Consider the following 13774-nt stretch of genomic DNA (forward strand, 5'->3'; position numbering starts at 1 on the left):
AGGGCTCTTCTGGGTGTGAACGATAAGATAGAGTGGCCTGAACATATGTGTCCTGGACACAAAACAAAGCAACCACAACGATGATTTCTGCGTATGAGAGAGATACAGATTACGATGCAGAACCTATTAGGAGGATCACATATGGATTCACGCGAGACGTTGGACAAGGAACTTGAACAGATTTTGAAATGGGAGAAACAACAGAAAGACTTGTTTATTTGGGATAAAATCGGGCGTTTGCCCTTTGCGATGTTGGATAAAGTGATGCCTAAAGCGCTGAAACAGAAGATCGGAGATTCCCTGAACGACGTGGGTCAGTATGTGCAGAATGGGGGCAAGTTTCTCGTACAGAAGAAAAAAGTAGCCAAGCTGTTGCAAGAGGAAGCCGGGAGGTCCGGTTATTCCATGATGGATACGACCTATCGTCTGGAGCAGGAATCTGAAGCGGAGGGGACAGCAAAGATTCATAGTGTAGAGAATCTGCCACTTCAGGTGCTGGACCAGGTGGCTGATAACATTACCGAGAGTCGAACGAAGTTTGCCGCGGCTCAGGGAGCAGCTACAGGGTTTGGTGGCATTGTAACCATTGCTGCAGATATTCCGATGGTGATGGGGCTTTCCTTGAAGGTACTGCAAGAGATGGCTCTATGTTATGGTTATGATCCAGATGAACCGCTGGAGCGTATCTTCATTGTCAAATGTCTGCAATTCTCTTCCGCTGATATTGTAGGCAAGAAAGCGATCATTGAAGAACTGGCCGCTTATGATGATCCCGACAAACCCATTGAAGTAGTATCGCAGATGCAGGGATGGCGGGAAGTGTTTAACTCCTACAGTGAATCTTTTGGCTGGAAGAAGCTGTTCCAACTTGTGCCGATTGCAGGCATGGTGTTTGGTTCGGTGAGCAACAAAAATACAATTCGAGATGTCGCCGAAGCAGGCAAAATGTTGTACAAAAAACGGCTGATCCTTCAGCGTTTGAAGTAATATTACAGAAGAAGTCATATTATAGAAGAATATTTATATTGAAAGAGATGAATTTGATATGTTAAACAAACAGGGTTTCTATGATCTTTTAGATCGCAATAATATCGTTTACAAAAGTATTGAACATCCCGCAGTATACACGATGGAGGAAATATTCTCTTATCAGATTCCACATACAGAACGTATCGTTAAAAATCTGTTTCTGCGTGATGATAAGAAGCGCAACTATTATCTGGTGACGATTGCTGGGACGAAGTCCGTTGATTTGAGAAGTTTAAGCGAAAAGATACCTAGCCGCAAATTAAGTTTTGCCAGTGAAAAGGATTTGTTGGAATTCCTCGGATTGGAAAAAGGGCACGTCAACCCTATGGGGGTTCTCAATAATATTCAGAAAAACGTGACCGTAGTTTTTGACAAGGATTTAGTTGGTCAGAAAATTGGAATTCATCCCATGGAAAATACGGCGACGGTATTCCTTGAATTTGAAGATGTGAAGGAACTGATAACGGCTCAAGGTAGCAACGTTGTCATGTGTGACGTGGAATAAACGGTTGAAGCTAAATACGAGAACAACAAATATAAAAAAGGGTTCCTGCCAGTCTGTGAATACAGAGTTGGCAAGAACCCTTTTGTTATGGTTCAAACATTTTATATAGACTGCAAATGTAGGTGACTAAAGTGAAATCTAACGAACTCAGCAGACGCTACTGGGCGATATTTCACTAATCCCGATTTCTAAAGAATCTCAGACACGTTATTTCTGCATTTCACACGCACATTCCAAGGTTTTCGGCCTTTTTCTCGGGAATAGCGTTCCTCAGATTCTTTAGATTGCGAAATCGGCAGTATTCGTTCAAATAAGTGCTGTCAGGTTCGTTAGCGCAAGATAACGTCTTATAAGGGCAATGCTGCACGTAAGGATTGGATCTAATATAGAATAAAAAGTGGGCACCTATTGATGTATTTTTTACTCTTCACTACCGTTTTCTTTCGCCCAGATATTGAGTAATTTATCGGATGGAAGCAGGAACGTGAAGATCCCGAGCAGGGGCAGGAAGCTGCACATCTGCATTACGGGTGATACACCGAAAACGTCAATCCAGTTGCCCAGCACGAGTGCGCCCAGACCTCCCATACCAAATGCCAGACCAGTAATTAGACCGGAAACCGTTCCGATTTTGCCCGGAATCAGCATCTGTGCGTACACAACCGTAACCGAGAAGCTGGATAACATAATAAAACCAATAATGGTTAGCAGTACGCCTGTCCAGAACAGATTCGCATAGGGCAACAACAGAGCCAGAGGAGCAGCTCCAGCCATGGACAGGAAGATCAGGTTACGTTTGCCGAATCGGTCCGCAAGAGGTCCTCCGAAGAATGTACCAAGTGCTCCAGCAGCCAGGAACAAGAAGATATAGATCTGCGCGTCCTCTGTGGACAATCCAAAAGTATCTTTCAGATTAAACGCATAAAAGCTGCCGATGGAAGCGATATACCAGGAACGAACAAAGACGAGCAAGATCAATAGCGTGATGGCGGCAGTAATCTTTTTACGTAAAGCAGGATTGGGTGCACGACGGGCAGCAGCTTGTCTACGCAGGTATCCTCCCGATTGCAGCATGCGTCCATACCAACGGGCGATGTAGATCTGAACCGCAATCCCCATGGCAGCAATGCCTGTAAATCCAATGGCACCGAACAGTCCAAACGGGATAAAGATCCAGCGTGTAAGCAATGGGGCAAGGGATTGCCCTGCGTTACCACCGACTTGGAAGATGGATTGTGCCAGCCCGCGGCGCTGACCAGCAGCCATATGCGATACCCGTGAACCCTCCGGATGGAAAGCGGCAGAACCCAGACCCACAAAAATAACGGAAATTAGGACAGCCATGTAACTGTCAGCGAAAGCCAACAGCAACATGCCGGTAAATGTAAAACCCATGCCAATGGGCAGAATGGATGGCGTCGGTTTTTTATCTGCAAACCAGCCTACGACAGGCTGCATAATGGATGCGGTAAAGTTAATAGCAAAGGAGATCCATCCGATCTGAGTATACGTGAGATGCATAGAATCTTTCAGAATCGGAAAAATGGCTGGAATAACCGACTGGATCGAATCATTGAAGAGATGAACCAAACTAATGGCAATGAGTATCCGGTAAACGGTGCTTTGGGCATCCGATCCGGGTGGGGCTTTCGAACGCGCTGCGGCGTCCTTGGTTAAAGTGGATTGAGTAGACATGTACAATTCTCCTTTGGTCGCGGTCACGAGGGATCAGCGCCTGATGTTGTAATATATGCGTGTAAGCATATTGTTACATAATAGGATAGATTGATTGGACCGACAAGGGGAACATGAGAAAACGTACATTTACAAAAGAAACGTATTACTTTAGCGTATACTGTAAGAAGACCCATATTTATGTGTAAGAAGGATAGAGGAGGGATGGATATGAAATCCTTATCACCTTATGAATCCGCCAAACGTGAGTTGGTGATGACTATTTTGTATATGGCTGTAATAACGTTTCAGGCTATATATGTTTCCCCAGCATCTTTGTCTGTGGCTATCGTCATATTTATCATTTTTCAATCGATTGGTGTGATGATGTTGAGACATTACATTAAAAAAATCAAAGCACTAAAGGAAGATCAGTCTACTTGAATGCGCTGCGATCCAATTGCGTTGAGACACTTAGTCTCATACAGGTGTATACTAACCAAAGAAAAAGCCGGATCTCTTCAGGTTTTGAAGAGTTCGGCTTTTCTGTGTCCTATAATTTATTTTAGTTATAGCAGAGTTTATTTACCCGCCAGTTTAACGATTATCAATCGTCTCCGGATACATATCATGGTTCATCATGCGGTGGTCGGCCATCTGCTCGTACTTTGTTCCCGGCTTACCATAGTTCGTATACGGGTCAATGGAAATGCCGCCGCGCGGTGTGAATTTGCCCCATACTTCAATGAAGCGCGGGTCCATCAGCTTGATCAGGTCGTTCATGATAATATTCACACAATCCTCGTGGAAATCACCATGGTTGCGGAAGCTGAATAGGTATAGTTTGAGCGATTTGCTCTCCACCATTTTGATATCAGGAATGTAGCTGATATAGATCGTCGCAAAGTCCGGCTGACCCGTAATCGGGCATAGGCTAGTGAACTCCGGACAGTTGAATTTCACAAAATAATCACGGTACGGATGTTTGTTATCAAAGTTCTCCAAGATTCCCGGATCATATTCAAACGTATATTTTACGTTCTGGTTGCCCAGCAACGTCACATCTTGCATCTCATCAGGTTGTCTCATCGGTTATTAAACGCTCCTTGTTTCCGTCAAAGCCCAAAGCCTCGCGGTATATATGAATAGGCAATTTCGCCTGTTTAATTCTCTTGTTTTCTAAGGACATTTCGTCCTCATCCTTACATCATGCCGCCCATTCCACCCATACTACCCATCACACGCCGCGTTTGTTGCCCCATACCAACGTATGAAGCTGTGGAAGCACACGAACGTTGTTGAGGTCATCGGATGCACTAACTTGGTCGATCAGCCACTCATAGCGAGCAAGCAGTGAGGACGCCAGATCTGGCGTATCAGCGGAAGTCACATCCGGGTTCCCGGTTTGCAAAAATAAATCCGTGCCCGGATACCGTGCATGCACACGGCGGGCATAGTCCAAGTCTGTCTCATCGAAGATCACGATCTTCAGACTGTGACTTCGTTCTACCGGGCCAGCGGCCAACCGTTCGATCAGATCATCCAGCACGGCCCAATCGGTGTCCATGCCGGAGCTGGGTGGCTTGGGCGAGACGGTGACTTCGTCAATGTTCGCCAGCCAAGGCTGCCAGCGGGAGCCCTGTGTCTCCACCGCAGTGCGGATGCCGTTCTCCCGCAGCAGGGCAACCAATCCGCCCAGCGAAGCGAGCAGGGCGGGATTACCGCCAGAGATAGTGACATGGGAGAAACGGGTGCCGCCAACGCGGCGCAATTCTTCCCATACATCCTCTGGCGTAATCATGCGAATCTGGTCCTTGCCGCTGCCGTCCCAGGTAAAGGCCGAGTCGCACCAGGAGCAGCGATAATCGCAGCCCGCGGTGCGAACAAACATCGTTTTTTGCCCGATCACCATGCCTTCGCCTTGAACTGTCGGTCCAAAAATCTCCATCACGGGAATACGAGCCTCTTTGCGAGATCCCGTCTCATTCACCTGTTGTGTCACACTACTCATCGATCATCCACTCCCGTCTCGCTTCCGCGTAACTGGTTGGTGTCTCGAAGAGTCGGACAAACTCCGTCCGTCCACCGTCCGTTAGCCCGGCATAGGGCTCCGTTTGTAACGCATTTTCCATCTGTTCGAATAGCCAAACGACCATATTTTCAGCCGTTGTATTCATTAAAGGAAGCGTCTCGTTGAGGTACTGATGATCCAGATATCCCTCAATCTGAGTTTTCCATATATCTTTGATATGTCCAAAATCAACCGTCAGCCCGGTTTCACCTGGATAACCGCTGATGCCAAAAATAACTTTATACGTATGACCGTGCAAGTTCTTGCACTTGCCTTCATAACAATGTAGATGATGTGCCGCGTCAAAAGTAAACTCTTTGCTGACGAGCACACGTTTGCGGTGATAGCGCAGCTGGGTGGGCAGAATATCTTCTCCGATGCGTTGCAGATGCTCTACAATACGGAATGTTCCAGGCTCTCTCATCGTACATCCACTCCCGTAGATCCGGCAGCACGTTGCTGTACATAACGATCCAGTCCGGCTTTGCGCAGTTTGCAAGCAGGGCATTCTCCGCATCCATCGCCGATCACGCCGTTATAGCAGGTTAAGGTACGCTCGCGTACATAATCAAAGGCGCCGAGATCATCCGCCATCTTCCACGTTTGGGCTTTGTCCAGCCACATGAGCGGCGTATGAATGACAAATGGATAGTCCATCGACAGGTTAAGCGTCACATTCATCGACTTCACAAATGAATCACGGCAATCCGGGTATCCGCTGAAATCCGTCTCACATACACCTGTAACCAGGTGACGTGCTCCTTTTTGCTTGGCCATAATGGCCGCAAAACTGAGGAACAGCAAATTTCGTCCATCTACAAATGTACTCGGCAGTTCGCCTTCTTCATGTGTAATCTCCACATCCGTGCGAGTGAGCGCATTGGGGGCAAGCTGATTTAACAGGCTCATATCGAGTACCGTTTGCTGTACGCCCAGATCACGAGCGATCTCGGCTGCACATTCAATCTCCAGCTTGTGGCGCTGACCATAATCAAACGTAACAACCTCGACTTCGGCAAACTGTTGTTTGGCCCAGAACAGACACGTGGTACTATCCTGACCGCCGCTGAATACAACGACTGCTTTTTCTTCGTTCAACATAAAAAAACCTCTCCATCTTCTTGAGATCAAACCATGCACATAGGCATAGAGTGTCGGAAGAACAGAGAAGTTCATGAACTGGCATCCATCAAAAAACACACCTTCTCGATAACCGCTTCAAAAAAGCAGGCAAGAGTAAGTGTCCTTAGTTTTTTACGTACATGATTGCATGGTGACCGCAATGTGTACGCAAGACTTATACTGACCATCACATGGTCAAGTCTTATAGAGGGAGTTCGCGAACCTCTCCCATGCCACAGGCATGGATTTTCTTCTTCAATTGTCTGAACCATTATAACATGAAACGGTGTGGTGACCACCCCACTGGAGCATAGTGGAAGCTAATTGGTCGGCTCCATCAACTAACAGCTTATTTGATCAATACATTGCCGAAAGGGATCACTTCTTTCAGAATTCGTTTTAACAGTCCCTCATCGTTAAGATCCTGTTCCAAGCGGTGATTCTCACGTCCCGCCTGAAAGAGTACAGATCCATGTCCTGTCATCTTCCAATGATAATTCATATGCTGACTGGCAAGGTTGTTACCATATACGGTGAGTTCCAGATGTGCATTTTCGGGATAGGCAATAATGCTACCAGCATCCACATAGAGCGGCGCTGTTGGGTGAAGTTCCTGTTGGCAGACCTGACCTTGAGTGAGCAATCCGATTTTGCCTTTGCCGGAAAATTTCATTTTCACTGCATCACGGGTGATCAGCATGTTTTTGATTTTCTGAATTTTGGTATGCATGGTTACACCATCAGAGTAGAAGAACAGGTGGCGGAAGTCATAGAGCAGATCACTGTCCTCCGTGAGCTCCACTTCCTTCATCGTGAATCCGGGAGGCAGGGCAGCCACAAATTGGCAAGGTCCGGTGATTTCGGATTTAATCAGCTTTTTTTTGCGATATATGCCCGTGATATTCATGAATTTATCATTGCGACTCCCACTTGGACCGCGGAAGGCCACAATCTGCTGCGGATGCAAAATATGAAGGCGGTCATCTTTAATCAGTGAAAATGTGACGACTTGTCCTGCTCCGCTTGCTTCAGCATTGTTCAGGTGTATGTTCATGCAGTTGCTCCTGTTCTTTTATACTCGGCCCGAACGGCGACGCATTCCCCAGCGCATCACACGAATCAGAACAAAGTAACCCAATATGAGAGAAACGACAGTGATGATCGTCGTCTGAATTCGTTTGGTGGTAGCTGCTTTGGCATTCTGGTCGTCCTGTAATTTACTTACCATTTCAGTTAGTTTCTGGTTCTGAGCCAGTAGTTGTTCGTTCTGGGTCTTAAATGCTTCGACATTGGCCTGGGCTTGTCCCAACTGAGCAGACGTTTGATTTAATTGCTCCATCGTTTGCTTATAACTTTCCTGCAGAGCGTTCACTTCTCCGGGCAGTTCGGAGACTCGCTCCCATCCGCTGTATATATCCGTAAAAATATTGGCACTGGCTGCACTTACTGTCGAAGCGATCGAAACGGTAAATAGAATGCATGTGGTGAATAACACCCGAATGAAATAACCCTGAATGGATTTTGGCATCGTTAACACCTCTTTCTTCGGTTAGATAGATCAATCGCCGAATTCGTCGTCTATTGTTGAAATACGGCTCTTACATTATACGTCAAAACCGGGACGATGGGTTCAAGATGATATCGTTTTATTACCCGAAATATATAAAATTATTTAGGAACAGGGCTGTTTAGCTTACAAATCTGCGGGGTAATAGAACGATAGGCAAGCATACCGGACCGTTTTACAGATCTTTTACTTCAGTTCCGGGTGCATGCTATTCACAAATGCGCAATTTAATGAACGATACCAATATATCCGATTGAATATAAGATCGTGAACATGAAGGAGTAGAAACATATGTATACAGCAGATCAGAACACATCAACCAAAACAATTATGATCACTGTTAATGGAGAGCCAGTAGGGCGTAAGCTGGTCATTGACAGTGTCACCTATGCACCGGTAAACGAAGCAGATAGTGTACAATATTTACACAAAATGGGAATCGATCATCCTACTGTTTAATTTGGGACTTGTCATAGATAAGTGATTGATAAGCTTGGCATAATGCCAGGCTTTTTCGTCGTTTATTGTCGTATTGAGACGGATTTAGGGATATAAAACTAATATATTGGAAAAATTTAATGAGAACATGTGTTCCGTGACAATATAGTGTCCATTCACCCTGATAACTTAGAAGATAATACACATAAATCGGGGGAGAGACTACCAGTGAACTCAGTCTTTGAAGTATCTTATTCGTGGAATAAAGAGGCCATACCGACAGGGGGAGCCGACCCCGTATATATGATGGTAGAGTGGCGTAACGGTGCCCCTGCCAAAAGACTTAGGAAAATAGCACCCAAAATTGTATCAAGAGATTTGGAACTTTTGCTCAAACCGGAATATGGAGTACAGCTAAAAGGCATTTATGGATGTCGTTCCAAAGAAACGGATATTGGCTGGTTATTGAGGCTTGGGGATATGTACAAGGGAGAAAGTAAACAAATTTTGCTTGAATTCGTCATGGGACCCCGTGTATCAGGAAAAGCTGCCGTATGTTCAGCCTACTGGAGCACAAGGAAGTTGAAGCAAAGTCAACGTGTATTGTTACGAAGAGAACAGTTGTATATTCAGTACACCAGTCATCTGGGCATGCTGCGACAGCCAGAAGATCCCAAGGTGGAAAAGACGATCAAATTAAGTGAAACGGTACCCTTGATCAAACAAGCCCTGCGCGCCTACGAAAGAGGCCGGGTTCAAGAAGGAAGTAATATGTTACGTCGTCATGCTGATGCCTTGTTAATTGAAGCTGCGCGGAAGCAAGATCTGGACTATTACGCGGAAGCCGAGATCGTTGAAAAGTTGCGTTATCACTATGAGATCACGTTTACAACAGGATATCATGATCGTGAAAAAAAGATATTAGGGGAATAGGGTTGATTTCAGGTGGTAACGGTATAGAGAGAGTCTACATATTTGAAGGTGAAGTTTAGGAGAAGGTCGAATGTATGTATCAATATCATATTAAACAATGGATGGAGTTGTATCAAATTTATTGAAACAACATCGTGGAGGGTCCGGCAAAATGACAGACCGACTAATCCGATTAATGCGCATTATAACGCTGGTGCAGGCGAAGCCAGGCATACTGGCACGTGAGCTCGCCCAGCGATGCGAGACGACGGAAAGGACGATATACCGCGACATGGAGGCCCTCAGTGCAATGCATATCCCGATCGCCAATATGGGACACGGGCAAGGGTACATGTTTATCAGCCAATTTGCCATGTATCCGCTAAATTGGTCTGATGAAGAAGCCCAAGCCTTCATGCATCTTGCTGAAGTTATGGAGAATATTCGTCCTTTGCTGAAACCTGCTTTTGAGAGCGCTTATGAGAAAGTGGTTGCTGCGAGTCAGAAAAACAAAACAGAACGAGTGGAATGGTCGGAGCAAATTAGTGGATTGTTCAAAGCGGGATTGCCCGCATGGCAAAATGAAAACAACGATTCGCAGAATCAATCCATGATTACCCTGCTTCAGGCTGGCATTTCACAGAACACCATTGAAGGGGAGTATCTGTCTCAAGGTAAAAAAGGGATCGTACGTATAGATCCTTACTGTCTTATCCCTCGTGAATACAGATTTGAGCTGTTAGGGTATTGTCACCTGTCGGAGAAACTTCGAATATTTCAGGTGAGCCGGCTGCAAAAGATACGAATATTGCCACGCACGTTTCGCAAAGAGGATTATCTGATGCAATCGCACTTCCGCATTCCTTGGGCATACGAGGGAAGTACGGAGTGGACTGCGTTCAAAATTCGATTTGCACCCCATGCTGTGGAGCGTGTGATGCAGGAGCAATTTTTTTTACGACCCATCCTAACCATTGAACCGGAAGGTAGCCTGTTATTTGAAGCCATATTAAGTGATGTTGACGAATTTCTTGTATGGATATCTAAATATGGACCTGATGCGGAAATTCTCGAACCGGAGATCTGCCGCATCAAGATGAAAGAACGTCTAAACTATTGGCAACAAATGTACAATAAAAGTTGAGATTAGAATGCCACCTATCCTAAGCCAAAACACGATTAAGTACTGTGCTGTGGACGGTTACTCTTTGGTTTTGAAAAGGCTTGCCAGATTGCCAAATGGGGATTCTTTTTCTTCATCTTCTGTGGAGCTGGAATAAACAACCTTGGATGTAATGCCCTCATCATCGGCTGCACAGTTGTTTTCCAGAGTGAAACGGTCAAATTGATGCATAAACACCTTGGCTGTATTGATGGCATCATCCAAGGCACGATGCTGGGTACCATCAAATTCAATTCCGCAGATTTCAAGAGCCTGAGCGAGTCCGAGTTGACGGAACTTACCTTCTTTACGAACGGTGCGGGACCATTGTTGCTGGAGATCGTTATGATTGGTGATCCAGGCCACATCAAGTTGATGGGTGCGACAATGAGAGATCAGTTTGCTGCGGTCATCGGGTCCCCAGGAACACATGTAATAGGGGTCACTTCCCATCCAGGCGATGAATTGATTCAGTGCTGCCGGAAAAAGAGGGGCTGCATCAATATCTTTCTGTGTGATACCTGTAAACTGAATCGTGTCAGTGGAAAGAACAGACTTATTGGAAGGACGAACATACGTATGGAACGTATCCGTTACGACCAATCCATCCGCACTTTCCGTAACTTTAACGGCACCGATATCAATAATTTCAGAAGAATAGCGAGTATTGCGGCTTACCGTGAATTCAAGATCATATATGATATATGGCATAGGACAAGCTCCTTTATCGATTAATACCTGTGATAGATTTCTATTCCTCTATATTACAGGGAACGTGCTGCCATGTCAGCCATCGCCAGAGAATTCATTGTAGTCAGGATGAACGGACAGTCTGAGTGTTTAATGGTCTTTCTAATGCATTTCCGGTTTTGGTAAGTCTTTACTTCGCCAAAAGTGGTCGTTATAATGAGGAAAGTTAGGGACTTTTCCTATGTTTTGTTTGTATTTATGGCAACATAAAAGTAGAATTTTACGTCTTATTATCAGAACTTCCTAACACCGTTTGAAGTGTTGGGGAGTTTTTTATTATTTATAGCATACTCATGTAGGAAAGGAGAAAAAGTTAGTCGGTTGTTGGTATAACATAGGAAAACTACTTCACGAGTTAGTATTATTGAATTTCAAGTACATATGGAGGTTTGTTTCTTTGATTAGTAGAAAATTGAAAATAACAACAATTATAGCCAGTGTGTTTATTGTTTTAATGAGCGCTGCATATGGTGCATTCTATATTTGGAACAAGAATTATAAATTTAATAATAATTATGTATGGCAGCCTTTGGAGGACGTGCAATCTACACTAAACCTGAAAGATTCCTATAACGTTATTGTAGCTGGAACGGATCCGGAAGGTATTACTGCTGCCTTATCAGCTGCTCGTAATGGGATGCGTGTATTGCTGGTGGAAGCAAGAGATCGCAACATGTTGGGAGGATTGTTGACCGAGGGAGGTCTTAATACGCTGGATCTAAATTATTCCCCTGAACAACCGCAGTTATTGAGTAGTTTGCGGCAGCCTGACTTTTTGAACAAAGGTATCTTCCAGGAATGGTTTGACCAGATCGAGGGTAGTTCATTTGATACCAATACAGCGGCTAACATTTTCTATCGGATGGTTCGTTCTGAACCTAATATTGACCTGTTGATGAATGTTAAGGAATTAGTCCCACTTACTGAACAATCTACGGGAGATCACACGACAATAACGGGTATGAGCATAACTAAAGAAGATGGAACAACTGTTCAGATCTCAACCCGCTCTATCATTGATGCAACGCAAGATGCGGATATTGCAGCCGCTGCAGGAGTTCCATACTCCATAGGTAGACAAGATATTGGAGATGGTAAATCGAAAATGGTGTCTACGCTTGTATTCAAGTTAAGCGGTGTTACTGATGAGGTATGGCAAAAGTTTAGGGAAAGAGAGGGAACCGGGGTTGATAAGATGAGTGCTTGGGGGTACGGTGATGCTCGAAAATATGAATCCTCCAATCCACAACATATTAAGATTCGCAGTCTGAATATCGGAAGACAAAATGATGATACAATCTTGATTAATACGATGCAAATCTTTGGGGTAGATCCGTTAGATCCGATATCTGTGAAAAAAGGTCTGGAAATCGGGCGTAAAGAAGCCCCACTAATTGTTGATTTTCTGAAGGAAAATTATGATGAATTTGCAGGGCTACAATATGCTGGAACAGCGAACGAACTTTACGTGAGGGAATCACGTCATATCTATGGCGAGTACCGATTAACATTAGCTGATGTCATGGAAAATCGTGATCATTGGGATGCCATTGGATACGGCTCATACGATATTGATATTCAGAGCACGAGTGTTGGAAATCCCGGCACGATTATGTTGAGTCCGATTCAATATGGTGTACCCTTTCGCTCGCTTGTACCGCTAAAGGTTGATGGTTTGCTCGTCGTTGGACGTGCAGCAAGTTTTGATACAATCCCACACGGTAGTGCAAGAGTTGTCCCACTGGGAATGGCAGAGGGAGAAGCAGCAGGAGCGGCGGTCAAGCTGGCATATATCCATAAGGAGTCCTTCCGCGAACTCTCAACTTCCGAAGAGCGAGCATCTGAATTACGTAAGATGCTGGAGAATCAGGGGATGGATCTGAAAGTACATCGTTTCGAACAGCCTGATTATATGGAGCATAAGGATTACAAGGGATTGCTGGCTGCAGCGAGTATGTATATGACTTCAGGCAATTATAATAACGATGGTTGGGAACTGGATAAAGGAATGAATCCAGAACGATTTTTAAGTAAATTGAAAAGAATGCAAGCGATGTTTCCAGAAGCCTACACAGGCAGTGCCGACCAAGCTCTAGCAAATATGGAGAATGCCGTAACCCTACCTTTAACGTTGGATCAGGCTGCGTATATGTTATGTCTGGCAATGGGATCTTCAGAAACGGAAACTTCACTTGAACAGGCACTTGCTCATTTGCAAACACAAAACTTTATAAGTGCCGACACGCTTGCTGGCATTGCTGACAAGAACAATCTTACAAATGGGGATGCGTTTATGCTCATTCGTGATGTAGTGGAGTATTATTCAGGAGTTGTATTCGACTAATTGGTTGACAATTACTTGTAAATGAACTAATGTGGTCAAAAATGATAACAGCGTTATAACGAGGACATGATTGTGCAAGCCAGCTTCAACAGAGAGGGAACAGTGTGGTGCAAGGTTCCTGTAGCTGCTTCATAAATTCCTACCTCGCGAGCTGCGGAAGAGAATGCCCCTACAGGGTTGCAACCTCCGCCGGCAGGGCC

General features: G+C 45.0%; 15 protein-coding genes. 7 read left to right on the forward strand and 8 right to left on the reverse strand.

All coding sequences use genetic code 11. The annotated features are described in order from the left end of the window. Window positions 1-141: 141 nt before the first annotated feature. Both MHI55_RS06475 and MHI55_RS06480 read left to right on the forward strand, forming a co-directional pair. Window positions 142-987 carry an EcsC family protein gene (locus tag MHI55_RS06475; RefSeq protein WP_083669829.1) on the forward strand — a complete coding sequence of 282 codons (846 nt, stop codon included), beginning with the start codon at window positions 142-144 and terminating at the stop codon, window positions 985-987. 58 nt (window positions 988-1045) lie between these two features. Further along, window positions 1046-1534 carry a prolyl-tRNA synthetase associated domain-containing protein gene (locus MHI55_RS06480; protein ID WP_340389348.1) on the forward strand — a complete coding sequence of 163 codons (489 nt, stop codon included), beginning with the start codon at window positions 1046-1048 and terminating at the stop codon, window positions 1532-1534. 420 nt (window positions 1535-1954) lie between these two features. Here the strand turns inward: MHI55_RS06480 and MHI55_RS06485 are convergent, their stop codons facing one another. Then, the gene (locus MHI55_RS06485) at window positions 1955-3229 is read right to left on the reverse strand and encodes an MFS transporter (protein WP_036611474.1); all 1275 of its coding nucleotides are present in this window, start codon (window positions 3227-3229) and stop codon (window positions 1955-1957) included. A gap of 210 nt (window positions 3230-3439) precedes the next feature. Here MHI55_RS06485 and MHI55_RS06490 point away from each other — a divergent pair, with 210 nt between their 5' ends. After that, window positions 3440-3652, forward strand: coding sequence for a hypothetical protein (locus MHI55_RS06490; RefSeq protein WP_076251363.1), 213 nt, complete (start codon window positions 3440-3442; stop codon window positions 3650-3652). Window positions 3653-3805: 153 nt separating this feature from the next. Here MHI55_RS06490 and queF read toward each other — a convergent pair whose 3' ends face one another. The 6 genes from queF to MHI55_RS06520 all read right to left on the reverse strand — a co-directional run bounded on the left by queF (window position 3806) and on the right by MHI55_RS06520 (window position 7929). Continuing rightward, window positions 3806-4297 carry a preQ(1) synthase gene (queF, locus tag MHI55_RS06495; protein WP_076251365.1) on the reverse strand — a complete coding sequence of 164 codons (492 nt, stop codon included), beginning with the start codon at window positions 4295-4297 and terminating at the stop codon, window positions 3806-3808. Window positions 4298-4445: 148 nt separating this feature from the next. Then, window positions 4446-5219, reverse strand: a complete 774-nt coding sequence (gene queE / locus MHI55_RS06500; protein WP_076251366.1) for a 7-carboxy-7-deazaguanine synthase QueE — start codon at window positions 5217-5219, stop codon at window positions 4446-4448. Then, entirely contained in the window at window positions 5212-5703 is a 492-nt protein-coding gene (gene queD, locus MHI55_RS06505) for a 6-carboxytetrahydropterin synthase QueD (RefSeq protein WP_253431357.1), read from the reverse strand. The genes queE and queD overlap by 8 nt, the downstream gene beginning before the upstream one ends. Next, window positions 5700-6377, reverse strand: coding sequence for a 7-cyano-7-deazaguanine synthase QueC (queC, locus tag MHI55_RS06510; protein ID WP_150366675.1), 678 nt, complete (start codon window positions 6375-6377; stop codon window positions 5700-5702). Before queC ends, queD begins: the two co-directional genes overlap by 4 nt. 373 nt (window positions 6378-6750) lie before the next feature. After that, on the reverse strand, window positions 6751-7455 hold the full coding sequence (locus MHI55_RS06515; RefSeq protein WP_282319147.1) for an AIM24 family protein: 705 nt from the start codon (window positions 7453-7455) through the stop codon (window positions 6751-6753). Window positions 7456-7473: 18 nt separating this feature from the next. After that, complete coding sequence (locus MHI55_RS06520; protein ID WP_036611459.1) at window positions 7474-7929, reverse strand: hypothetical protein; 456 nt, start codon at window positions 7927-7929, stop codon at window positions 7474-7476. Window positions 7930-8259: 330 nt separating this feature from the next. Here MHI55_RS06520 and MHI55_RS06525 point away from each other — a divergent pair, with 330 nt between their 5' ends. From MHI55_RS06525 to MHI55_RS06535, 3 genes are all read left to right on the forward strand, one after another. After that, window positions 8260-8427, forward strand: coding sequence for a hypothetical protein (locus tag MHI55_RS06525; protein ID WP_164783260.1), 168 nt, complete (start codon window positions 8260-8262; stop codon window positions 8425-8427). Window positions 8428-8634: 207 nt separating this feature from the next. After that, window positions 8635-9339 carry a hypothetical protein gene (locus MHI55_RS06530; RefSeq protein ID WP_017690195.1) on the forward strand — a complete coding sequence of 235 codons (705 nt, stop codon included), beginning with the start codon at window positions 8635-8637 and terminating at the stop codon, window positions 9337-9339. A gap of 151 nt (window positions 9340-9490) precedes the next feature. Next, window positions 9491-10462, forward strand: a complete 972-nt coding sequence (locus tag MHI55_RS06535; protein ID WP_036669185.1) for a WYL domain-containing protein — start codon at window positions 9491-9493, stop codon at window positions 10460-10462. Window positions 10463-10519: 57 nt separating this feature from the next. Here the strand turns inward: MHI55_RS06535 and MHI55_RS06540 are convergent, their stop codons facing one another. Beyond that, on the reverse strand, window positions 10520-11191 hold the full coding sequence (locus MHI55_RS06540) for a 3'-5' exonuclease (RefSeq protein ID WP_017690193.1): 672 nt from the start codon (window positions 11189-11191) through the stop codon (window positions 10520-10522). 436 nt (window positions 11192-11627) lie between these two features. Here MHI55_RS06540 and MHI55_RS06545 point away from each other — a divergent pair, with 436 nt between their 5' ends. Then, window positions 11628-13574, forward strand: a complete 1947-nt coding sequence (locus MHI55_RS06545) for an FAD-dependent oxidoreductase (RefSeq protein WP_339189294.1) — start codon at window positions 11628-11630, stop codon at window positions 13572-13574. The last annotated feature ends 200 nt before the right edge of the window (window positions 13575-13774 follow it).

This window comes from Paenibacillus sp. FSL E2-0151, assembly GCF_037993015.1.
Taxonomy (GTDB): Bacteria; Bacillota; Bacilli; order Paenibacillales; family Paenibacillaceae; genus Paenibacillus; species Paenibacillus amylolyticus.